Origin of the sequence: Streptomyces sp. CMB-StM0423, assembly GCF_002847285.1 — a bacterium.
Classification (GTDB): Bacteria; Actinomycetota; Actinomycetes; order Streptomycetales; family Streptomycetaceae; genus Streptomyces.
Map to the genome: position 1 here is coordinate 423613 of NZ_CP025407.1, position 20181 is coordinate 443793.

The 20181-nt window shown below is 73.8% G+C and carries 19 protein-coding genes; 11 read left to right on the forward strand and 8 right to left on the reverse strand.

What is annotated here, in order from left to right; translation table 11 throughout:
* Window positions 1-87 precede the first annotated feature (87 nt).
* The 4 genes from CXR04_RS01900 to CXR04_RS01915 form a co-directional block, all read right to left on the reverse strand.
* The gene (locus CXR04_RS01900; protein ID WP_101420158.1) at window positions 88-1155 is read right to left on the reverse strand and encodes an NUDIX hydrolase; all 1068 of its coding nucleotides are present in this window, start codon (window positions 1153-1155) and stop codon (window positions 88-90) included.
* Between the two features lie 61 nt (window positions 1156-1216).
* Window positions 1217-2419 (reverse strand): alginate lyase family protein, encoded by a 1203-nt coding sequence (locus tag CXR04_RS01905; RefSeq protein ID WP_101420159.1) that lies wholly within the window; start codon window positions 2417-2419, stop codon window positions 1217-1219.
* A gap of 109 nt (window positions 2420-2528) precedes the next feature.
* Window positions 2529-3152 carry a helix-turn-helix transcriptional regulator gene (locus CXR04_RS01910; protein WP_101420160.1) on the reverse strand — a complete coding sequence of 208 codons (624 nt, stop codon included), beginning with the start codon at window positions 3150-3152 and terminating at the stop codon, window positions 2529-2531.
* Complete coding sequence (locus CXR04_RS01915) at window positions 3149-4279, reverse strand: threonine synthase (RefSeq protein ID WP_234379993.1); 1131 nt, start codon at window positions 4277-4279, stop codon at window positions 3149-3151. Before CXR04_RS01915 ends, CXR04_RS01910 begins: the two co-directional genes overlap by 4 nt.
* Before the next feature lie 137 nt (window positions 4280-4416).
* On the opposite strand from CXR04_RS01915, the gene ggt reads away from it, so the two are divergent.
* Together ggt and CXR04_RS01925 are read left to right on the forward strand one after the other, a co-directional pair.
* Window positions 4417-6228 carry a gamma-glutamyltransferase gene (gene ggt / locus CXR04_RS01920; protein WP_101420162.1) on the forward strand — a complete coding sequence of 604 codons (1812 nt, stop codon included), beginning with the start codon at window positions 4417-4419 and terminating at the stop codon, window positions 6226-6228.
* Window positions 6229-6392: 164 nt separating this feature from the next.
* Window positions 6393-7631, forward strand: coding sequence for an alginate lyase family protein (locus CXR04_RS01925; RefSeq protein ID WP_234379994.1), 1239 nt, complete (start codon window positions 6393-6395; stop codon window positions 7629-7631).
* A 112-nt stretch (window positions 7632-7743) separates the two neighbouring features.
* Here the strand turns inward: CXR04_RS01925 and CXR04_RS01930 are convergent, their stop codons facing one another.
* On the reverse strand, window positions 7744-8208 hold the full coding sequence (locus tag CXR04_RS01930; RefSeq protein ID WP_101420163.1) for a Dps family protein: 465 nt from the start codon (window positions 8206-8208) through the stop codon (window positions 7744-7746).
* 282 nt (window positions 8209-8490) lie between these two features.
* On the opposite strand from CXR04_RS01930, the gene CXR04_RS01935 reads away from it, so the two are divergent.
* From CXR04_RS01935 to CXR04_RS01975, 9 genes are all read left to right on the forward strand, one after another.
* Window positions 8491-9588, forward strand: coding sequence for a peptidoglycan DD-metalloendopeptidase family protein (locus tag CXR04_RS01935; RefSeq protein WP_101426144.1), 1098 nt, complete (start codon window positions 8491-8493; stop codon window positions 9586-9588).
* A gap of 102 nt (window positions 9589-9690) precedes the next feature.
* Window positions 9691-10698, forward strand: coding sequence for a LacI family DNA-binding transcriptional regulator (locus CXR04_RS01940; protein ID WP_234379995.1), 1008 nt, complete (start codon window positions 9691-9693; stop codon window positions 10696-10698).
* Window positions 10699-10757: 59 nt separating this feature from the next.
* Complete coding sequence (locus CXR04_RS01945) at window positions 10758-12059, forward strand: ABC transporter substrate-binding protein (protein WP_234379996.1); 1302 nt, start codon at window positions 10758-10760, stop codon at window positions 12057-12059.
* A gap of 45 nt (window positions 12060-12104) precedes the next feature.
* On the forward strand, window positions 12105-13004 hold the full coding sequence (locus tag CXR04_RS01950) for a carbohydrate ABC transporter permease (protein WP_234379997.1): 900 nt from the start codon (window positions 12105-12107) through the stop codon (window positions 13002-13004).
* Window positions 13004-13822, forward strand: coding sequence for a carbohydrate ABC transporter permease (locus tag CXR04_RS01955; protein WP_101420166.1), 819 nt, complete (start codon window positions 13004-13006; stop codon window positions 13820-13822). The genes CXR04_RS01950 and CXR04_RS01955 overlap by 1 nt, the downstream gene beginning before the upstream one ends.
* A gap of 30 nt (window positions 13823-13852) precedes the next feature.
* Window positions 13853-15256, forward strand: coding sequence for a sulfatase-like hydrolase/transferase (locus CXR04_RS01960; RefSeq protein WP_101420167.1), 1404 nt, complete (start codon window positions 13853-13855; stop codon window positions 15254-15256).
* A gap of 206 nt (window positions 15257-15462) precedes the next feature.
* Window positions 15463-16083: a class I SAM-dependent methyltransferase gene (locus CXR04_RS01965; protein ID WP_107497097.1), complete on the forward strand. Its 621-nt coding sequence runs from the start codon at window positions 15463-15465 to the stop codon at window positions 16081-16083.
* A gap of 80 nt (window positions 16084-16163) precedes the next feature.
* Entirely contained in the window at window positions 16164-16892 is a 729-nt protein-coding gene (locus tag CXR04_RS01970; RefSeq protein ID WP_101420169.1) for a transketolase, read from the forward strand.
* A 51-nt stretch (window positions 16893-16943) separates the two neighbouring features.
* Window positions 16944-17879, forward strand: coding sequence for a transketolase family protein (locus tag CXR04_RS01975; RefSeq protein ID WP_101420170.1), 936 nt, complete (start codon window positions 16944-16946; stop codon window positions 17877-17879).
* Window positions 17880-17897: 18 nt separating this feature from the next.
* On the opposite strand, the gene CXR04_RS01980 is transcribed toward CXR04_RS01975, so the two are convergent.
* The 3 genes from CXR04_RS01980 to CXR04_RS01990 form a co-directional block, all read right to left on the reverse strand.
* Window positions 17898-18254 (reverse strand): MmcQ/YjbR family DNA-binding protein, encoded by a 357-nt coding sequence (locus CXR04_RS01980; RefSeq protein WP_101420171.1) that lies wholly within the window; start codon window positions 18252-18254, stop codon window positions 17898-17900.
* Between the two features lie 17 nt (window positions 18255-18271).
* A complete protein-coding gene (locus CXR04_RS01985) occupies window positions 18272-19195 on the reverse strand; it encodes an alpha/beta fold hydrolase (protein ID WP_101420172.1) in 924 nt (307 codons plus the stop codon).
* Window positions 19196-19279: 84 nt separating this feature from the next.
* On the reverse strand, window positions 19280-20128 hold the full coding sequence (locus CXR04_RS01990; protein WP_101420173.1) for a GNAT family N-acetyltransferase: 849 nt from the start codon (window positions 20126-20128) through the stop codon (window positions 19280-19282).
* Window positions 20129-20181 lie beyond the last annotated feature (53 nt).

Sequence of the window (20181 nt, forward strand, 5' to 3'; positions counted from 1 at the left end):
GACGTTACCAGCGCGTAAGGCGGCGGGAGTACGGGCCGGTGCGCCGCCGGGACGCCCGGTCCGTACGGTACGGACCGGGCCCTCCGCTCAGGCCGGCCGGCCCGCGACGAGGTCGAGCGGCCCGCCGCCGTCCTCCAGCGCGCCGAGGCCGGCCCGCGCGATGGCGGCGCCGCGCGGCGGCAGCAGGTCGTCGAACTCGTCGGGCGCCGCCAGCCGCCAGTCGACGATCTCGGTGCCGTCGACCCGCACGCCGGCCAGGTCGGCGGCGTCCAGCACCCCGCCGTCGTACACGTACACGACGAGCGCGGGCGCGGGCCTGCGCGAGGCGAAGTCGACGGCGAGCAGCCGGCCCAGCGGCCGGTTGAGCCCGGTCTCCTCGCGCAGCTCGCGCCGCGCCGCGGGGCGCGGGGTCTCGCCGAGGTCGCTGTCCACGCCGCCGCCCGGCAGTTGCCAGCGGCCGTCGTCGCGGTAGCCGGCGCGGACCAGCAGCAGCCGGCCCGCACTGTCGCGCACCAGTGCGCCGGCGCCGACGAGCACGCGCGGGCGCACGGCGAGGTACGAGGACGGGTCCAGCGCGGCGGCGTGCTCCAGTTCCGCGCGGCGGCCGGCGGAGACGGCGGCGCACGAGCCGGGCTGGGGTTCGCCGCCGACGAGGTGGGCGACGGCGCCGGTGTCCCAGGCGTCGAGCGCGGCCCGCAGCCGGCGGGCGGCGAGGGCGGGCAGGGCGGCGAGGGCGGCGTCGCGGTCCAGCCAGCTCATGGTGAGCCCGGCGGGGTCCCCGTCACCGGCGGCGCCGAGGGCGGCGGTCAGGGCGGCCGGCGGCGCGGCCGCGTAGAGGTGGACGAGCCCGGCGCGGCCGCCGGCAGGGGGGACGGAGTCCACGGCGAGGAGCCGCCCGGCGGGCAGGTCGGCGCCGAGGGCGTCGTGCAGCGCGCGGGTCAGCGCCTCCTCCGGCGTCTGCCGGCCGGAGACGGCGACGCCGGGCAGCACGGGCACGGGCTCGGCCTCGGCGGCCGGCTCGGCGGGCAGCAGCACGAGGACGCGCCCCGCGCGGTCCTGCACCACCGCGGTCGCGGTCACCGCGGGCCCGTGGGCGGCCTCGGCGTGCGGGGGCGGGCTGTCCGGCTGGGCGGCGGCGCCGGCGGTCGTGAGCATGTGACGGCTCCTCGGTTCGGGGTGGGCGGCTGGTGGACGGCCGGCGGCGGGTGGCCGGGCGTCAGCCGGGGTTGGCCGCGTGCGTCAGGGTCTCCCAGGCGACGAACAGGTCGTCCGTGCCCGCGGGCCGCTGCCGCGCGAGCAGCTTCGCGGTCTGCGGCAGGTCGACGCCGAGCCGGTCGTGGTAGTGGTGGTACGCCACCTCCAGGTCGGGGCCCATGGTGCGCTCCACCCGGCCGCCGCACAGCGACGCGGGCGGGCGCTCGCCGAGCTGGTAGCGGGCGTGCAGCTCCAGCGCGGCGGTGATCCGCGGCTGCACCTCGGCGTAGAGGTCCGTGCCCTGGTGCCAGGCGGTCTCGGCGATGTGTGCGGTGGCGGCGAGGGCGTAGCCGACGTGCATCAGGTTGCGGCACGCCTCCTGGGCCAGGCCCTCGGGGTAGGTGCGCTGGCCGAACCAGTAGGTGGTGATCTCCTTGGCGGTGTCGATCCGGCCGCCGGGCGGGGGCTTGGGCCGGGGCCCGTCGGCGCGGACGTAGAAGTACGCGGGCACGCGGGCGCGGAAGCGGCGCAGGGCCGCGTCGTAGGCGGGGCGGTCGTCGAGGAAGACGGCGATGCCGGTGGCGGCGTCGGTCATCGCCAGGTCCCAGTTGCCGTTGTAGTCGGGGACGGCGCCGGTGACCTCGGGGAGGTAGACCTCGCGCAGCAGCCGCCCGAAGCGGCGTGCGTCCGCGCGCGGCCAGCCGCCGTAGGTGGAACGGACCAGCTCGGCGGCCCGCGCCCAGGAGGAGCCCGCCCAGGCGGCCTGGAGCGGGGCGTTGCCCTCGGTGTGGTCGGTGAGCCCGGCGGACCAGGCGTCCATGATCTGCACGGCCTTCTCGGCGTGCGCGCGGTCGCGGGTGACGGCCCAGATCAGCGCGTGGGTGTACGCGGCGATGGCGTCCTCGCGCTCGTCCGTGCAGCCGACGCCGGGGTTGGTGTCGGGCGGGCACTCGACGACCGGCACCGGGTGCGGGACGTAGGAGAGCCGGCCGTAGCGGCTGCGGCGCATCGCGCGGAACGCGCGGAAGGGTCTGTCGCCGTCGTTCACCCGGGAGCGTACGGCGCGGAGTTGGGGGCCGCTGACGAGCACCCCGGGGTGGCGGAAGGGGGCCGCCGCGCGGTGCTGCCCGCGGGGCAGCGTCTCGGCGGGGCCGCCGGCCGCGACGACGGTGAGCAGCGCGAGGAGCAGGACCGCGAGGCGGCGGGGGAATCGACTGGGTGCCATGGCACACCTCCACCGTCAGCCTCGAACGCCCGCTGCCCGTACGCATCCAGAGTGGGGCCGAACGGGGGCGGCCGGGGCACCCCGTTCGGCGGCACGGCCCCGTCCGGCCTCAGCGCAGGTAGTTGTAGACCGTCGCCCGCGACACCCCCAGCAGCTCGGTGACCAGCCGGACCGCGCTCCTGACCTCCAGCAGCCCGCGGGCGCGCAGATCGCGGACCAGCTCGCGGCGTTCCGCGAAGGCCAGCGCCCGCGGCGTCCGGCCGCGGGCGGCGGCGAACTCCTCCACCGCCGCGCGCAGTTCGTCCGCCGTGCGCGCCCGCAGGGTCTCGGTCAGCGGCAGCCCGGGGTCCTCCACGGCGGTGAGGGCCTGGAGCGTACGGGCGGCGCGGTCGAGGACGGAGACGTCGAGGTTGAGGCAGAGGGCCGCGACGTACGCGCCGGAGGAGTTCCGGATGCCGATCGACGTGCTCTTCGCGGGCCGGCCGTCGGGAAAGCGGTTGGGGTAGTTCTGGATGACCTCGGGGTAGTCCGGGTCCTCGATGCGGGCCAGGCCCAGCTCGGTGGCGGGGTCGCCGGGGCTGCGGCCGGAGAGCGGGTTCTCGATGGTACGGACCGCGTGCCGCGGGTCGCGCAGGTCGTGCAGGACGACCTCGCAGACGCCGGGGAACATCCGGCCCAGGGCGGTGACGATCTTCTCGGCCTCGCGCAGCAGCAGTTCGTCCTCGGCGCTCACGCCCCGCCCCCGAACACCCCGGCCAGCACCGGCGCCGCCTTCAGCCCGGTGCCGGTGAGCAGCACGGCCGTGGTCTCGCCGGGCCGGACGGCGCCGCGGGCGCGGAAGACGTCGACGGCCGCGGCGGCGGTGGCGCTGGTCGGCTCGGCGTAGAGGCCGAGGGCGGCGAGGCGGACGACGGCGGCGCGGATGCCGTCCTCGCCGATCGCCGCCATGTCCCCGCCGGAGCGGCGCACGGCGCGCAGCACCTCCGGCAGCCGGACGGGCTCGCGGATGGCGGTGCCCTCGGCGATCGTCGGGGCGAAGTCCGCGGGTACGGGCCCGTCGGCGCCGGCGGCGAAGCTCGCGTGGACCGGGGCGCAGTTGGCGGGCTGGGCGGCGAGGATGCGCGGGCGGCGGTCGATGTGGCCGGCGGCGAGGAGTTCGCCGAAGCCGGCGTCGAGGCCGAGGACGGTGCTGCCGGCGCCGGCCACGGTGACGACGCAGTCGGGGGCGGCGAAGCCGAGGTCCTCCCAGAGTTCGTAGGCGAGGGTCTTGGTGCCCTGGAGGAAGAGCGGGTGCCAGTTGTGCCCCGCGTACGGGACGGTGGCGGCCCTGCGTACGGCCTCGGCGGCGGTGGCGTCCCGGCCGCCGGGCACCAGTTCGACCTCGGCGCCGTACGCGCGTGCCTGCAGCACCTTCGCCGGGGAGGTGCCCTCGGGGGCGAGGATGCGGGCGCGGATGCCGGCGGCGGCGCAGTAGGCCGCGACGGAGGCGCCGCCGTTGCCGGAGCTGTCCTCGATGACCTCGTCGACGCCGAGCCCGGCGAGCGCGGAGATCATCACGGTGCTGCCGCGGTCCTTGAAGCTGCCGGTGGGGCCGAACCACTCCGGCTTGAAGAGCACGTCGGTCTCGCCCCAGCGGCGGGCGAGCAGCGGGGTGCGGCCCTCGCCGAGGGAGACGGGCGCCTCGATGCCGAAGGGCAGGGCGGCGCGGTAGCGCCACAGGGAGCGCTCGGCGGTGTCGATGTCGTCCCTGCCGATCCCGGGCACGCCGCCGACCTGGAGGGGGGTGCCGTCGTCTGCGCGCCAGCGGAGGGCGTCGAAGGGGTACGTACGGCCGGATCGCTCGTCCACCAGATGAGTCATAATGTCTAACTCTAGACGATCCGTCCAAGTCGTCGGGACGGTCGTTCCCGAACGTCCCCCTACGCCCCGGTGACGGCGGCCGCCGCGGTCACCACAATGGGCCGGGTCCGTGACGCCCACCCGGCCGGGAGGCCCCAATGCGGTTGCGCCGCCCCACCGTTCCCCTCGCCCTCGCCGCGATCCTCGCCACCGCGGGGGCCGCCGCGCCGCCGACGGCCGCCGGGACCGACGCGCCCGCGCCGCCGAAGTCCGCGGTGGCGACGGGCTACGGCGGCGCCGTGGCCAGCGTCGACGCCGACGCCACCGCGGCCGGCATCGAGGTCCTGCGGGACGGCGGCAACGCGGTCGACGCCGCCGTCGCCACCGCCGCCGCGCTCGGGGTCACCGAGCCGTACTCGGGCGGCATCGGGGGCGGCGGCTACTTCGTCTACTACGACGCGAGGAGCGGCCGGGTCACCACCCTCGACGGCCGCGAGAAGGCGCCCCGCAGCGCCGACGAGAACCTCTTCACCGAGGACGGCGCGGCCATCCCGTTCGACCAGGCGGTGACCAGCGGCCTGTCCGTCGGCGTGCCCGGCACGCCCGCGACCTGGGAGCAGGCGCTGCGGCAGTGGGGCACGGCCTCCCTCGGCGAGGCGCTGGCGCCGGCGACGCGGCTGGCGGCGGAGGGCTTCACCGTCGACGAGACGTTCCGCGCGCAGACCGCGGCCAACGAGGCGCGCTTCCGCGACTTCCCCGCCACCCGGGAGCTGTTCCTGCCCGGCGGCGCCCTGCCCGAGGTGGGCAGCACCCTGCGCAACACCGACCTGGCCGCCACCTACGGGCAGTTGGCCGACGAGGGCGCCGGGGCGATGTACCGCGGCGACCTGGCCGCGGACGTCTCGGACACCGTGCGCCGCCCGCCGGTCGACCCGGACGCCGACCGCGTCGTCCGCGCGGGCGACCTGCGCCCGGCCGACCTGCGCACGTACCGGGTGGCGCCGCAGCAGCCGACGCACGTCACCTACCGCGGTCTCGACGTCTACGGGATGGCGCCCTCGTCGTCCGGCGGCACCACCGTGGGCGAGGCGCTGAACATCCTGGAGGGCACCGACCTCGGCGAGCTGTCCGAGGCCCAGTACCTGCACCGCTTCCTGGAGGCGTCCCGCGTCTCCTTCGCCGACCGCGGCCGGTGGGTGGGCGACCCGCGCTTCTCCCGGGTGCCGACGCGGGAGTTGCTCTCCCAGTCGTACGCGGACTCCCGCGCCTGCCTCATCTCCCCCGGCGCCGTGCTCACCAGCCCGCTCGCCCCGGGCGACCCGCGCCGCCCGGACGCCTCCTGCGCGGCGAAGGGCGCACCGGAGGACACGTCGTACGAGGGTCCGAGCACCACGCATCTGACGACCGCCGACAAGTGGGGCAACGTCGTCGCGTACACGATGACGATCGAGCAGACCGGCGGCAGCGGCATCACCGTGCCCGGCCGCGGCTTCCTGCTCAACAACGAGCTGACGGACTTCTCCTTCACCCCGGCCGTGCCGGGCGTGCCCGACCCGAACCTGCCGGGCCCCGGCAAGCGGCCCCGGTCCTCGATGGCGCCGACGATCGTCCTCGACGACGGCGAGCCGCTGCTCGCGACCGGCTCGCCGGGCGGTTCGACGATCATCACCACCGTGCTCCAGGTGCTGACGGGCCGGCTCGACCGCGGGCTGACGCTGCCGGAGGCCATCGCGGCGCCGCGCGCCAGCCAGCGCAACACCGCCTCGACGTCGGCGGAGCCGGGATTCCTCGGCCTGCCGGCGCGCGGTGAACTGGCGGAGCTGGGGCACCGGTTCGCCGACGGCGGCGGCGAGATCGGCGCGGCGACCGGCGTCGAGCGGCTGCCCGACGGGCGCTGGGTCGCGGCGGCGGAGCCGGAGCGCCGCGGCGGGGGCGCGGCGGCGGTGGTACGGCCCGCCGGGCGGGACTGACCCGGCCGCAGCGGTTCACGACCGGGGCGGGGCGCGCGGCGCCCCGTCCCGGTCGTCGTGTGTACGGGTCATGTCCCGGCCCTTGACGGGCAGTTGGTACGTACCTAAGGTCACGGGCTGTCACGGTGTTCACGTGAACACTCAACGTTCATATACGCGAACGGATGGACCTCACCATGCAGGCCACCCCCACACCCGCACACCATCGCCGCAGACCGCGTGCCGCGCTGTTCGCCACCCTCGTGGCGGCCGTCACCGCCCTGGTCGCCTCGCTCCTCGGCGGTCCTGGCACCGAGCGCGCCGACGCCGCGCCCGCGAACTTCACCCACCCGGGAGTCACCGTCTCCCGGGGGCAGTTGGACTTCACCCGGGAGAAGGTCAACGCCGGCGCCCAGCCCTGGAAGGGCGCCTACGACCAGATGATGGGCAGCAGGTACGCGAGCCTCAGCCGTACGCCCAAGCCCCGCGCGGTCGTCGAGTGCGGCTCGTACTCCAACCCCAACTACGGCTGCACGGACGAGCGCGAGGACGCGATCGCCGCGTACACCACCGCGCTCGCCTGGTACTTCACCCGCGACGAGCGCTACGCGCGCAAGTCCATCGAGCTGATGGACGCCTGGTCCGCCACCCTCAGGGACCACACCAACAGCAACGCGCCGCTGCAGACCGGCTGGGCCGGCTCCTCCTGGCCGAAGGCCGCCGAGATCATCGCGTACACGTACGGCGGCGGCTGGCCGAACGAGGCGCGCTTCGCGACGATGCTGCGCAACGTCTACCTCCCGGAGATCATCGGCGGCTCCACCTCCAACGGCAACTGGGAGCTGACGATGATGGAGGCGGCCGTGGGCATCGCCGTCTTCCTGGAGGACAAGGGTGCGTACGACCGGGCGATGCAGACCTTCCGCACCCGCGTGCCCGCGTTCATCTACCTGGAGTCCGACGGCGAGCTGCCCAGGACCGTGCCCAAGCAGAACCTCGACACCCGGCAGAAGATCATCAACTACTGGCAGGGGCAGTCCACCTTCGTCACCGGGCTGACGCAGGAGACCTGCCGCGACTTCACCCACACCGGATACGGCCTGGCCTCGATCTCGCACGTCGCCGAGACCTCCCGGATCCAGGGCGAGGACCTGTACCGGACCGACGTCGGCGAGCGGCTGCGGCACGCGCTCGGCTTCCAGTCGCGCTACGAGCTGGGCGAGGCGCCGCCGGGCTGGCTCTGCGGCGGCAGCGTCGACCGCGGCCTGGGACCGGTCACCGAGATCGGTTACAACGCCCTTCACCACCGCATGGGCATCGCCATGACCAACACCGGCCGCTACACCGAGCAGAGCCGGCCCGCCGGGTCGAACAACCTCTTCGTGGCCTGGCAGACCCTGACCCACGCCGAGAACCCGGCCTGACACACCACCGGCCCGCACGCGGGGGATGCGTGCGGGCCGGTTCCGGGAGGACCGCGGACCCGACGGGGGACGGATCCGCGGCCGGCTCAGGAGCCGCGTCGGCCGATCCGCCTCAGCTGATGCGGTGCGAGCGGAAGAACCACGCCTGCTGCTCCAGGTCCTGCGTGGCGGTGATGAGCAGGTCCTGCGTAACGAGGTCGGTGTCGTCGGTGTCCGCCACCCGCTGCCGCATACGCGCGGAAGCCTTCTCCAGCATGTCGGTGACGTCGTCGATGACCTTCTGGTCCGAGATCTTCCCGGGCCCGATGTCGGGCAGCGGGCTGCCGGCGGCGATGGTCTTCGCCCGGCCGTCCGGGCTCACGCCCAGGGCCGCGGCCCGCTCGGCAAGGGTGTCGGCGTGCCCGCGGGCCAGCTTCACCATCTTGTCGAGCTGGAGGTGCAGCTCGCGGAAGAGGGGACCGGTCAGGTTCCAGTGGGCCTGCTTGCCCTGGAGGGAGAGATCCAGCAGATCGACCAGCGCGCCCTGCAGCGCCTCGCCGGTGACGTCCAGGGCCTTCTTGTCGAGGATCGTGGTCATGTGTGGGCGCCTCCTTGCTCGTGCTTGTGGATGCCATCCTACATTAGACTTTGTCTAACCTCCTGTCGGGCTAGGCCATTCGGGGACGGGGCGCCGCGGGCGGGGCCGGGGAGCGGCCGGGGCGGCTGCTGCGTACGAGGTCACGGAGGCGGCGGCGTACGCCCTCTTGTCCAACCGCACGGGCACTTCTATCGTTCGCTCAGGTCTCGGCGCACGGAAAGTGACTCAGTCATGTCAGAGCGCACAGGGCGCGGCAGGCACCGCCGCTACCGCCCCGGCCCGGTGTCGCGGGCCTCCCTCACCGTCACCGCGAGCGGCGCGGGGCTCGCGCTGCCGCTGGTCGCCGGCGCTGCCACGCCGGCCGCGGGCGCACCCGCGGACGCGCTGCACAGCCCGGCGAAGGACCGGGCGCAGGAGGGCCTGAAGGCGCCGTCCGACGGCGCGTTATCCGACCGCGCCGATACGGAGACGGCGGCGGACGGCAGCGCCGCCGCACCGCAGGGCGGGCGGGCCGGCACGGTCGGCAAGAAGCCCGGCCACCACGAGGTCGCCGCAGGCGAGACCCTCTCCGGCATCGCCGACCAGCACCGCGTACGCGGCGGGTGGCCCGCGCTGTACGAGCGCAACCGCGGCGTCGTCGGCGCCGACCCCGACCTCATCCTCCCCGGCCAGCGCCTCACCCTCCGGCCCGGCGCCGCGGCCCCGCCGAAGCCCCGCGCGGACTCCCCCGCGGCCGGGACGAAGAAGTCCGGGGATGACGGCGCGAAGGCGGCCGGGTCCCAGAAGGCCCCGGACAAGGCGAAGTCCGGCGGCAGGGCGAAGCCCGAGAAGGCGAAGCCCAAGGCGAAGGCCAAGCCGGCGAAGACCAAGCCGGACCGGACGAAGCCGGACGCGAAGAAGCGGGCCTCCGCGCCGAAGGCCGAGGCCAAGCCCAAGGCCGAGCCGAAGCCGAAACCCGAGGCCAAGCCCGCCGCCGACTACACCTCCCCGCTCGCCGGCGCCCCCATCGGCACCCCGTACGGCGCGAGCGGCAGCAGTTGGTCCAGCGGCTACCACACCGGGGTCGACTTCCCCGTCTCCGTCGGCACCGGGGTGCGCTCCGTCGCCGACGGCGAGGTCGTCAGCGCCGGCTGGGCGGGCGCGTACGGCTACGAGGTGGTCATCCGGCACCGCGACGGGCGCTACAGCCAGTACGCGCACCTCTCCGCGGTCACCGTGAGCGCCGGCCGGCCGGTCAACGCCGGGCAGCGCATCGGCCGCTCCGGATCGACGGGGAACTCCACCGGACCGCATCTGCACTTCGAGGTCCGCACCGGCCCCGGCTACGGGTCCGACGTCGACCCGTTGCGCTATCTGCGCGGGCACGGGGTGCGCATCTAGCCCATCCGCGCACCGCGCTGACCTGGGGCTTGACGATTCGTCACGAGACTTCACGTACGAAGGCTTGACCCTGCCGCGCTCCGGGTGCTTAAACGTATCATCATGAAGAAGACGCGTCCCACGGTCCGCGACGTCGCTGCCCTCGCCGGGGTGTCCGTCGCGACGGTGAGCTACGTGGTCAACGGGCGGGACAACCGGATCGGCGCCGACACCCGCGAACGGGTGCTCGCGGCCGTACGGGATCTCGGCTACGTGCCGAACAGCTCCGCACGCGGGCTGCGCAAGCGCCGCACCGAGCGGGTCTGCCTGGTGATCGGCTCGCTGGGCAGCCCCGTACAGGAGCAACTGGTACGCGATCTGCACGCGGCCGCCGAGGCCGACGGCTACGGCGTCCTCACCCTCATCGTCGACTCCCCCGCGCACGCCGCGCACGCCGCCCGGCTGCTCCGCCAGGGCCTGGCGGACGGCGCCGTCTTCTTCGACTCGGCGCGCCACTTCGGCGACTTCGGCGAGCTGGCCCGCGGCCGGCTGGCGATGGTCGTGGTCGACAACTCCGTGGCGCCGGACGGCTTCGACGTCGTGCGCACCCCGGAGTACGAGGCGTGCGGCGAGGCGCTGGACCACCTGCTCGCCGCCGGCCGGCGGCGGGTCGCCTTCCTCGGCCACCGGCACGACCTGGAGCTGGGCGACCGCTCCGCGCGGCTGACCGCGTACCGGGACGCGCTGCGGCGGCACGGCCTGCGGCCGGACACCCGGCTCGTCGGCGCCGGCGCCGACAGCCGCGTCGAGGGCTATCGCGCCACCGCCGCGCTCATGGCCCTGCCCGAGCCGCCGGACGCGCTGTTCGTGGCCTCCGACCGGGCGGCGATCAGCGCGATATGGGCGGTCCGCGACACCGGCCGCACGGTGCCCGCGGACGTGGCGGTCCTCGGCGTCGGGAACCTGGAGGAGGGCTCGGTGATCCGCCCCGCGCTGAGCACCGTGGGGCAGCGGCAGATCGACTTCAGCCGCGTCGCCGGACTGCTGTTCGAACGACTGGCGGCGGCGGAGCCGCCGGCGGCCCGCGAGATCGTCCTGCCCTGGGCCTTCATACCCAGGGAGTCGACGTGAACGAGCGCGCGTCTGACGGACGCATGACCAACCGAATGCACGGCGAGAGGAGCACCCGCATGTCAGCAAGGCCAGCCATCAACGGTCAGTGGATGACGCGGCGCAGGATGCTGGGCGTCGCCGGCGGTGCCGCCGCGGCACTCCCCCTGGCCGCCTGCGGCTCGGGCGCGCCCGAGGCCGAGTCGGGCGGCGGCGGGGGCGGCGGCACGTTCCTCGCGTACTGGAACAACGCGCACGAGTACGAGGCGTACAAGGACGTCGTCGCGCAGTTCGAGAAGGACCACGGGGTCACCGTGGAGCTGCAGAAGTTCCAGTGGGAGGACCTGCGCACCAAGCTCGTCTCGGACTTCCAGTCCGGCAACGTGCCGGACGTGGTGGAGGAGCCGGGCAGTTGGGTGCAGGAGTTCGCGCTCAGCAAGGACGCACTGTCGCTGCAGAAGTACCTCGACAAGGACGGCGCGAAGATCGGGTTCCCGGACGACTGGCTGGAGGTCGCCGTCTCCGACAACACCCACGAGGGCCAGGTGTACGGCATCCAGATGCACTACACCTGCACGCTGCTGTTCTACAACCGCAAGATGCTCGACGACGCGGGCATCGAACCGCCCGCCACCTGGGACGACTTCCTCGACGCCGCGCGCGGGCTGACCTCCGGCGACGTCAACGGCACCGTGCTCAACGACGGGCTCAGCTACTCCTACCCGTGGATGCTCCAGAACGGCGTGCACGAGTACGACGCGGACAGCGGCGAGTTGCTGCAGCCGCGCGCCGCCGCGATGGAGGCGATGCAGTTCCAGCGGGACCTCGTACACGAGCACAAGGTCTCCCCCAAGCCGACGACATCCCTGGACGTGACGCGCGCCGCGAAGTTCTTCGCCGCCGAGCGCACCGCCATGATCCTCACCGGCCCCTGGGACATCCCGATCATCAAGCAGTCCAACCCGGACCTGGACTACGGGATCGCGCCGGCGCTGACGGGCAAGCGGCAGTCGACGATCGCGGGCGGCACCACGCTGTTCATCCCCGCGCAGGCCAAACGCCCCGACCTGTCCTGGGACTTCATCAAGCGGATCACCGCGCTGAAGACCGAGACCGCGGCGACCGAGGAGTCCAGCATGCTGATGCCGCGCAAGTCGTGGGCGAAGGAGCCGGCCGTCCAGGAGAACCCGGACGTCAAGCCGTTCACCGAGGGGCTGCCGTACGCCGAGGAGTTCCGCACCGGCATCTACACCACCGGCAAGGCGGGCGAGCTGGAGGACATCTACAAGACGCTCTACGAGAGCATGCTGATCGAGGGGGCCGGCGCGGAAGAGGCGTTCGCCGCCTACGACGACGCGGCCAAGAACATCCTCAAGGGCTAAGCACACATGGCAACGCCGGCCGAACTCCCCCAGCGCCCGGAGCCCATGGAGCTCCCGAAGCGCACGAAGCGCACCAAGCGCTCCCCGATCGCCCGGCGCCAGGCGCGTACCGCGTACGTGTTCCTGGCGCCGGCGCTCGTCTTCTTCGCGATCTTCTTCTACTACCCGATCGCCGACATCCTCAACACCAGCATGCTGACGGGCCAGCGGACCGACGAGTTCGCCGGGTTCGACAACTACACCAACGCCTTCGAGGACCCGCAGGCGCGCAACGCCTTCACGGTCACGCTCCAGTTCGCCGTCGCCACCACGGTCGGCGCCATCGTGCTGGGCATGGGCCTCGCGGTGCTCATCAACCAGAAGCTGCGCGGCAGCCTGGCGTTCAAGCTCGCGCTGCTGGTGCCGTACCTGACGTCGATCGCCGTGGTCGGCCTGATGTGGCGCAACATCCTCGATCCCGAACTCGGCATCCTCAACCGGATACTGTCCGACCTCGGCCTGCCCACCCAGGAGTGGCTGAACACCCACCCGGTGGCCACCATCGTCGCCGTGACGCTGTGGATGACCACCGGCTACACGATGATCCTCTTCCTGGCCGGGCTCCAGGGCATCCCGGACGTGTACTACGAGGCCGCCAAGGTCGACGGCGCCAACGGCTGGCAGCGCTTCCGGCGGATCACGGTGCCGCTGCTCACCCCGACCACGCTGTTCGTCTCCGTGATGGCCGTGATCACCGGGCTGCAGGCGTTCGGGCAGGCGTACATCATCACCCGCGGCGGTCCGGGAGAAGCCTCCGACCTCTTCGTCTTCCACGTCTTCGAGCTGGCGTTCCGCGCCCGCAACTTCGGCTACGCGTCCGCGCTCTCGGTGCTCCTGCTGCTCGTCATCGTGGCCTTCACGCTGGTGCAGTTGCGCATCGGCCGGGACCGGGAGGTGCAGCACTGATGACCGCCAGGACGTACAAGACGATCGCCTACGTGCTGCTCACCGTCGCCAGCCTGATCACCGTCGTGCCGCTGCTCTACACCGTCTCGCTGTCGCTGCAGACCGAGAAGGAGATGCTGTCGGCGGAGTCGGTGCTCTGGCCGGAGACGCCGCAGTGGGGCAACTACTCCACGCTGTTCGAGGAGGCGCCGTTCGGCAGCTTCATCCTCAACAGCCTGGTGGTCGCGGGCGCGATCGCGCTCTCCCACCTGATCTTCGACCCGCTGGTGGGGTACGTGTTCGCCAAGTTCGACTTCCCGTTCAAGAACACGCTGTTCGTCGCGATCCTCGCCACGCTGATGATCCCGCTCTTCGTCCGGATGATCCCGCTGTACGTGATGATGTCGGACCTCGGCTGGCTGGACAGCTACCAGGGGCTCATCGTGCCGTTCCTGATGGACGGCTTCGGCATCTTCCTCATGCGGCAGTTCATCCAGCCCATTCCCGACGACCTCATCCACGCGGCCCGGGTGGACGGGGCGAACGAGTTCACCATCTACTGGCGGATCATCCTGCCGCAGTGCAAGCCGGCGCTGGCGGTGCTGGGGCTGTTCACGTTCGTCTTCCAGTGGAACGAGTTCCTCTGGCCGCTGGTCGTGACCACCTCGGAGCGGATGCGGACGATCCCGGTGGGGCTGACCCAGTTCAGCCAGGAGCAGTTCCAGCTCTGGCACCTCACCGCCGCCGGGTCGGTCATCATGTTCGTACCGACGGCGCTGCTGCTGATCTTCAGCCAGCGCTACTTCGTCCGCGGAATCGCCCTGACCGGCCTGAAGTGACCCCCCACCCGCCGTGCGGAAAGGACCCCGATGCCCGACCGGCGTCCCCATGTCATCGTCGTCTTCACCGACCAGCAGCGCTGGGACACGACGGGCGCGGGCGGCAACCCGCTCGACCTGACGCCCGCGTTCGACCGGATGGCCCGCTCGGGCACGTACGCGTCGGCGGCGATCACCCCGCAGCCCGTCTGCGCGCCCGCCCGGGCGGCGCTGCAGACGGGCCGGTGGCCCACCCGCACCGGCTGCTACCGCAACGGGATCCCGCTGCCGCGCGACGCCCGTACGCTCGCGCACCACTTCGGCGACGCCGGCTACACCACCGGGTACATCGGCAAGTGGCACCTGGCCGGCGAGGACCCGGTGCCGCCGGAGGAGCGCGGCGGGTACCAGCACTGGCTGGCCGCCAACGTGCTGGAGTTCACCTCGGACGCGTACCGCACGGTGATGTACGACGAGGACGGCGACCCGGTACGGCTGCCCGGCTACCGGTCCGACGCGCTGTTCGACGCGGCGATCCGGTTCGCCGCCGACCACCACGAGGAGCCGTTCTTCCTCTTCCTCTCCCTCATCGAGCCGCACCACCAGAACGAGGTCGACGACTACCCCGCCCCCGACGGCTACGAGGAGCGCTACACCGGCCGCTGGCTGCCGCCGGACCTGGCCGCGCTGTCCACTGCCTCATCAGGTGGCACCGCGCACCGGCACATCGCCGGCTACTGCGGCCAGATCCGGCGCGTCGACGAGGGCCTGGGCCGGCTGCTGGACGCCCTGCGCAGCATGGACCTGCTCGACGACACGATCGTGGCGTTCACCTCCGATCACGGCAGCCACTTCCGTACCCGCAACTTCGAGTACAAGCGCTCCTGCCACGACGGTTCGATCCGGGTGCCGCTGGCCCTGCGCGGACCCGGCTTCGCCGGCGGCCGGGTGCTCGACGCTCCGGTCAGCACCCTGGACCTGCCGCCGACCCTCCTGGACGCCGCGGGGCTCGACGTCCCGGAGGAGATGGACGGGCGCTCCTTCCTGCCGCTGGTCCGCGACCCGGATGCCGACTGGCCGGAGGACGTCTTCGTCCAGGTCAGCGAGTCCGAGTGCGGACGGGCGCTGCGCACCTCACGGTGGAAGTACTACGTCGTCGACCCGGCGGCCGACGGCTGGCGTACCCGCTCCGGCAGCAGGTACGTCGAGACGGCGCTGTACGACCTGGCCCACGACCCGTACGAGCTCGACAACCTTGTCGGGCTCGCCTCGCACCGCGCGCTCGCCGACGGGCTGCGCGCGCGGCTGCTGGCGCGGATCACCGCGGCGGGCGAGCCGGAGCCGGTGATCGAGGCGGCTCCGGAGCGGCGCGCGATGCAGCGCCGGGTCGATCCCACCGTGCACGGATTCAAGCTGGACGGCGTGCGCTTCGGACACCAGCGCAAGCACCCCTGAACCCCGGTGGGGCGAGCCCATGGCGGCCGCTCAGGCGGCCGCCATGGGCGGGCAGATGCAGCGGACGCGACCGCAGCGCGGGCACACCGGCACAAGCGCGGTGACATGCTGCTGCGGGGGTTGGTGACTGGTCATCTCGGATCCTCCGCCCGGCTGTGAGAACGTGATCTCCTACTCGTTAGACGCAGCGGGGAGCGATCAGGTTTATGGACAGTGGCGCCTGGGACGAACGCTATGCCGCGAAAGACCTCGTTTGGGGCGGTGAACCGAACCGCTGGGTGGCCCGCGAGGTGGCGGAGATCACGCCCGCGCGGGCCCTGGACCTGGCCGCGGGCGAGGGGCGCAACGCGCTGTGGCTCGCGGCCCGCGGCTGGCTGGTGACGGCGGTCGACTTCTCGCGCGTGGCGCTGGAGCGCGGCCGCCGGCGGGCCTCGGAGCTGCCGCGGGAGGCCGCGGAGCGGATCCGGTGGGTACGGGCCGACCTGCTGGAGTACGCGCCGGAGGAGGGCTCGTACGAGCTGGTGGTGGTGGCGTATCTGCACCTGCCGGGCGCGGAGCGGCGCCGGGTGCTGCGGCGGGCCGCCGCCGCGCTCGCCGGCGGCGGCGAGCTGCTGGTCGTCGGGCACGACTCGGCGAACCTCACGGAGGGCACCGGCGGGCCGCAGGAGCCGGCGGTGCTGTTCACGGCGCAGGACGTGCTGGCGGACCTGGCGGACGACCCGGTGGAGACCGTACGCGCCGAGCGGGTGCGCCGCCCCGTGGCGCAGGAGGCGGGGCCGCCGAAGGAGGCCATCGACGCCCTGGCCCGGCTGCGCCGGACGCCCTGAGGCCGCCGCCGGACCCGCCGGCCCCCGTGTGACCAGCCGTTGTTGACTTGAACCATTCTTCAAGTTGCACGGTGGGACGTATGACGACAACGACCGCCGTACGACAGCGACCGCACGCCGGATACGACGATCTGCCGCGCCTCATGGGTCTGATGACCGGCGACGAGAAGCACGGCCCCGCCGCCACGTCCACGCTCGACGCGCTGTGGGTCCTCTACGACCGCGTGCTGCGGGTGACCCCCGAGACCGCCGGGGCGCCCGACCGCGACCGGTTCCTGCTCTCCAAGGGCCACGGCCCGATGGCGTACTACGCCGTACTCGCCGCCAAGGGCTTCCTGCCCGCCGGCTGGCTGCCGGGGTTCGGCGGGTACGACTCGCCGCTCGGCCACCACCCGGACCGCACCCTGCTGCCCGGCGTCGAGATCGGCAGCGGCTCCCTCGGCCACGGCCTGCCGCTGGCCGTCGGCACCGCGCTCGGGCTGCGCGCCCGGGGCCTGTACGGCCGGCCGAGCCAAGACCCGCGCGTGTGGGTGCTCGTCGGCGACGCCGAGCTGGACGAGGGCAGCAACCACGAAGCCGTCGCCTACGCCGGCGCCACCGGCCTGGACTCCCTGCACACCCTCGTCATCGACAACTCCTCCGCCAGCCACGCCCTGCCCGGCGGCATCGCCGCCCGCTTCGAGGCCGCCGGCTGGTCCACCGCCACCGTCGACGGCCGCGACCACGAGGCGCTGTACGCCGCCTGCACCACCCCGCACCCCGGGCGGGCGCGCGCCGTCATCGCCCGCGTCGAGCCCGCGTACAACTGACCGCCCCCGCACCACTCCCGCGCCACCCCCGCCTGGAAAGGACGCCCGACCATGGACACGATGCGCGAGCGCTTCACCGCCGTCACCTCCCGGCTGCTGGACGAGGAACCCCGGCTGGCCGTCGTGCTCGCCGAGATCGGCACCGACGGCTTCGCGGAAGCGGCCCGGCGGCACCCGGACCGCGTGCTCAACGTCGGCATCCGCGAGCAACTGCTCGTCGGCGTCGGCGGCGGGCTCGCCCTGGCCGGGATGCGCCCGGTGCTGCACACCTTCGCCAGCTTCCTCGTGGAACGCCCCTTCGAGCAGGTCAAGCTGGACCTCGGCCACCAGGACGCGGGCGCGGTGCTGGTCAGCGCCTACGGTTCGTACGACTGGCCGGCCGGCGGCTACACCCACATGTCGCCCGGCGACATCGCCCTGCTGGACACCCTCGACGGCTGGACGGTGCACGTGCCGGGCCATCCGGACGAGGCAGCGACGCTGCTGCGGCACGCGGTCGCCGCGGGTGACGACAAGGTGTACGTACGGCTGTCGCAGCAGGCGAACGCGGCGGGCCGGCCGGTCGACGGCGCGGGGTTCCTGACCGTGCGCGAGGGCCGCGCGGGCGTGGTCGTGGCGGTCGGCCCGCTGCTGGACGACGTGCTGGCCGCGACCGAGGGCCTGGACGTGACGGTGCTGTACGCCACGACCGTGCGCCCCTTCGACGCCGCCGCGCTGCGCGCCGCGGTGGGCCCGGGACCCGCGGACGTCGTCCTGGTCGAGCCGTACCTCGCCGGCACCTCCACCGCGTACGCGAACGACGCGCTGGCCGACGTGCCGCACCGGGTGCTGGGGCTGGGCACCGCCCGGGGCGAGCTGCGGCGCTACGGCACGGTCCCGGAACACCTGCGCGCCCACGGGCTGGACCCCGCGTCGCTGCGCGAGCGGATCGCGGCGTTCACGGGAGCCGAAGCCGGGACCCGGGCCGGGACCCGGGTCGCGGCCTGACCGCGCGGGCCCGGCGGGTCAGGACTCGCCGGCCAGCTCCGGGTGCTCCGCGAGCAGCCGGGGCGGGGCGGCCTGGCGCCAGGAGTCGGCGACGATGATCTGCAGCTCGTCGAGGTCCTCCAGGGCCGCGATCCGCACCCGTACCCAGGCGAACGGCGCCTCGTGGTCGGCGACCCAGAACTTCTCCGGCTCCGCGAGCGCCAGTTCGTCCCGCTCCACCTTCGGGCAGCGCACCGCGAACGACGTCTCGTCCTCCGGCAGGGTGAGGAACATCTTGCCCTTGACCCGGAAGGTGGGCATGCCCCACGCCAGCTTCTCCGCGGTCTGCGGCAGCGCCAGGGCGGTCTTGCGTACGTCCTCGGCGGTGAGGGTCATCGGTGCTCCCCCGTCGGTCACACGTGCGTGTCGAGCCAGTCGAGCAGGTCCGCCTGGACCTCGGCGCGGTTCGTCTCGTTGAGGATCTCATGGCGGGCCCCCGGGTACGCGCGCCAGGTCGGTTCCCGCAGCCCCGCGTAGCGGAAGTCCTCCAGCAGCTCGGCGACGTGCGTGAGGCCCTGGTTGCACGGGTCCCGGTCGCCGACGGCGATGTGCACGGGCAGGTCGACGGGGAATCGGGCCACGTTGTACGGGTCGTTGATCTTCCGGGTGCCGAGCACCCAGCCCAGCGACAGCGCGACGTCGAAGGGGAAGCCGCAGCGCTCGTCGGCGACGTAGGCGTCGACCTCGGCGGTGTCGCGGGAGAGCCACTCGAAGCCGGTGCGGTGCTCGTACGGGTCGTTGAACGACGCGAAGATCTCCGGCACGAAGTCCGAGGGCGCACCGCGCCCGCGCTCGGCCGCCTCCCCCGCCAGCCGGCGCACCGCGGTCTCCGTCTCCACGCCCGGCAGGCTGCGCAGGATGCCGGTGAGCACGAGCCCCGCCAGGCCCTCGCCGTGCTCCTGGGCGTAGTCGCGGGCGAGCATCGAGCCCATGCTGTGGCCGAGGAGGACGAACGGCGGCCCGGGGTGGTCCGCGCGCAGCCGGTCGCCGACGGCGGTGAGGTCGTCGACGACGGCGCGCCAGGGGTCCGCGTCGCCGGTGCCGGTGACGCCGTAGCCGCCGGTGGCGGCGGCGGTGGCGCCGTGGCCGCGGTGGTCGGAGGCGGCGACGGCGTAGCCGTGGGCGGCGAGGAAGCGGGCGAACCGGTCGTAGCGCAGGCCGTGCTCCGCGGCACCGTGCACGATCTGCACCAGCGCCCGCGGCCGGCCGCTCTCGGGCAGCCAGGTGTATGCGGCGACGGGGGTGCCGTCCGCGGCCTGGAGGTGGTCGGAGTGCATGCGGCTCGCCTTCCTTGCGATCGGTCGGGTCCGGTACGGGACTTCCGGGGTCCAGCCTCTCTCGCCGGGCCGCCGCACACCAGATCAGCCGTCGAAGGAGATCACGACGTGGTCCTCCACGGGCTCGTAGCCGAGGCGCTGGTACAGCGCGTTGCTGGTGGGGTTGGCGAGGTCGGTGAAGAGCAGCACGTCGAGGGCGCCGGTGGCCGGTGCCGCGCGGCTGACGGCGGCGGTGACGGCGGCCGCGTAGCCGCGGCGGCGCAGCGGCGGCGGGGTGTAGACGGGCGCGACGCGGACCATACCGGCGACGGTCCGGGTGAGGCCGGCGTACGACACGGGCCGGCCGCCGTCCTCCCAGAGCGTCGCGCCGCCGTAGGCGAGCCGGTCGGCGACGGCGCGGGCCGGGTCACCCGCGCCGCCGCCGGACTCGGCGGCGAACTCCCGGGTCCACTCGACCAGCAGGTCCCGGTCGTCCTCGGTGGCGGGCCTGGCCCGTCCGGGCGGCGCCGGGTCCGGGGGCACCAGCTCCCCCAGCCGGTACAGCCGGTGCCGCTCCTCCACGGTGCCGGCCGCGCCGGTACGCGCCGTCCAGGCGCGTACGAACGCCTCGGCCGCCGCCCGCCCGGCGTGTACGCCGGACACCGGCAGCCCCCCGGCGGCCCGCAGCTCCGCCAGTTCCACGGCGGCGGTATCCGGCATCCGGGACAGCACGAGCGGATACGGCGGGGTGGCCAGGTACGCCCCGGCCACCCGTCCGTCCGGCGCCTGCCACCACCCGAACTCGGGCGTCCCGCCGCCGTACCGGTCGAGCCCGGCGGCGTCGAGCGAGGCGGTCACCGTCAGCAGGACGGTGTGCGGGGCGGGCTCCGCCCGCAGGCAGGGCCCCGCGGCGGCGGTGAAGGCATCGAGGTCGTGCGTCGTGATCCAGCTCATGCCCCACCCTGCACCGCCGCCGGGTACGAAAGCACCTGCATTTCCGTGCCCCG

Coding starts and splice junctions, on each gene's coding strand:
- CXR04_RS01950 (WP_234379997.1), top strand. CDS start 12,105: ATGGAGCTCCCGAAGCGCACGAAGCGCACCAAGCGCTCCCCGATCGCC.
- CXR04_RS01930 (WP_101420163.1), bottom strand. CDS start 8,208: ATGACCACGATCCTCGACAAGAAGGCCCTGGACGTCACCGGCGAGGCG.
- CXR04_RS01965 (WP_107497097.1), top strand. CDS start 15,463: ATGGACAGTGGCGCCTGGGACGAACGCTATGCCGCGAAAGACCTCGTT.
- CXR04_RS01990 (WP_101420173.1), bottom strand. CDS start 20,128: ATGAGCTGGATCACGACGCACGACCTCGATGCCTTCACCGCCGCCGCG.
- CXR04_RS01940 (WP_234379995.1), top strand. CDS start 9,691: ATGAAGAAGACGCGTCCCACGGTCCGCGACGTCGCTGCCCTCGCCGGG.
- CXR04_RS01980 (WP_101420171.1), bottom strand. CDS start 18,254: ATGACCCTCACCGCCGAGGACGTACGCAAGACCGCCCTGGCGCTGCCG.
- CXR04_RS01970 (WP_101420169.1), top strand. CDS start 16,164: ATGACGACAACGACCGCCGTACGACAGCGACCGCACGCCGGATACGAC.
- CXR04_RS01985 (WP_101420172.1), bottom strand. CDS start 19,195: ATGCACTCCGACCACCTCCAGGCCGCGGACGGCACCCCCGTCGCCGCA.
- CXR04_RS01905 (WP_101420159.1), bottom strand. CDS start 2,419: ATGGCACCCAGTCGATTCCCCCGCCGCCTCGCGGTCCTGCTCCTCGCG.
- CXR04_RS01955 (WP_101420166.1), top strand. CDS start 13,004: ATGACCGCCAGGACGTACAAGACGATCGCCTACGTGCTGCTCACCGTC.
- CXR04_RS01975 (WP_101420170.1), top strand. CDS start 16,944: ATGGACACGATGCGCGAGCGCTTCACCGCCGTCACCTCCCGGCTGCTG.
- CXR04_RS01915 (WP_234379993.1), bottom strand. CDS start 4,279: ATGACTCATCTGGTGGACGAGCGATCCGGCCGTACGTACCCCTTCGAC.
- CXR04_RS01960 (WP_101420167.1), top strand. CDS start 13,853: ATGCCCGACCGGCGTCCCCATGTCATCGTCGTCTTCACCGACCAGCAG.
- CXR04_RS01900 (WP_101420158.1), bottom strand. CDS start 1,155: ATGCTCACGACCGCCGGCGCCGCCGCCCAGCCGGACAGCCCGCCCCCG.
- CXR04_RS01945 (WP_234379996.1), top strand. CDS start 10,758: ATGTCAGCAAGGCCAGCCATCAACGGTCAGTGGATGACGCGGCGCAGG.
- CXR04_RS01925 (WP_234379994.1), top strand. CDS start 6,393: ATGGACCTCACCATGCAGGCCACCCCCACACCCGCACACCATCGCCGC.
- ggt (WP_101420162.1), top strand. CDS start 4,417: ATGCGGTTGCGCCGCCCCACCGTTCCCCTCGCCCTCGCCGCGATCCTC.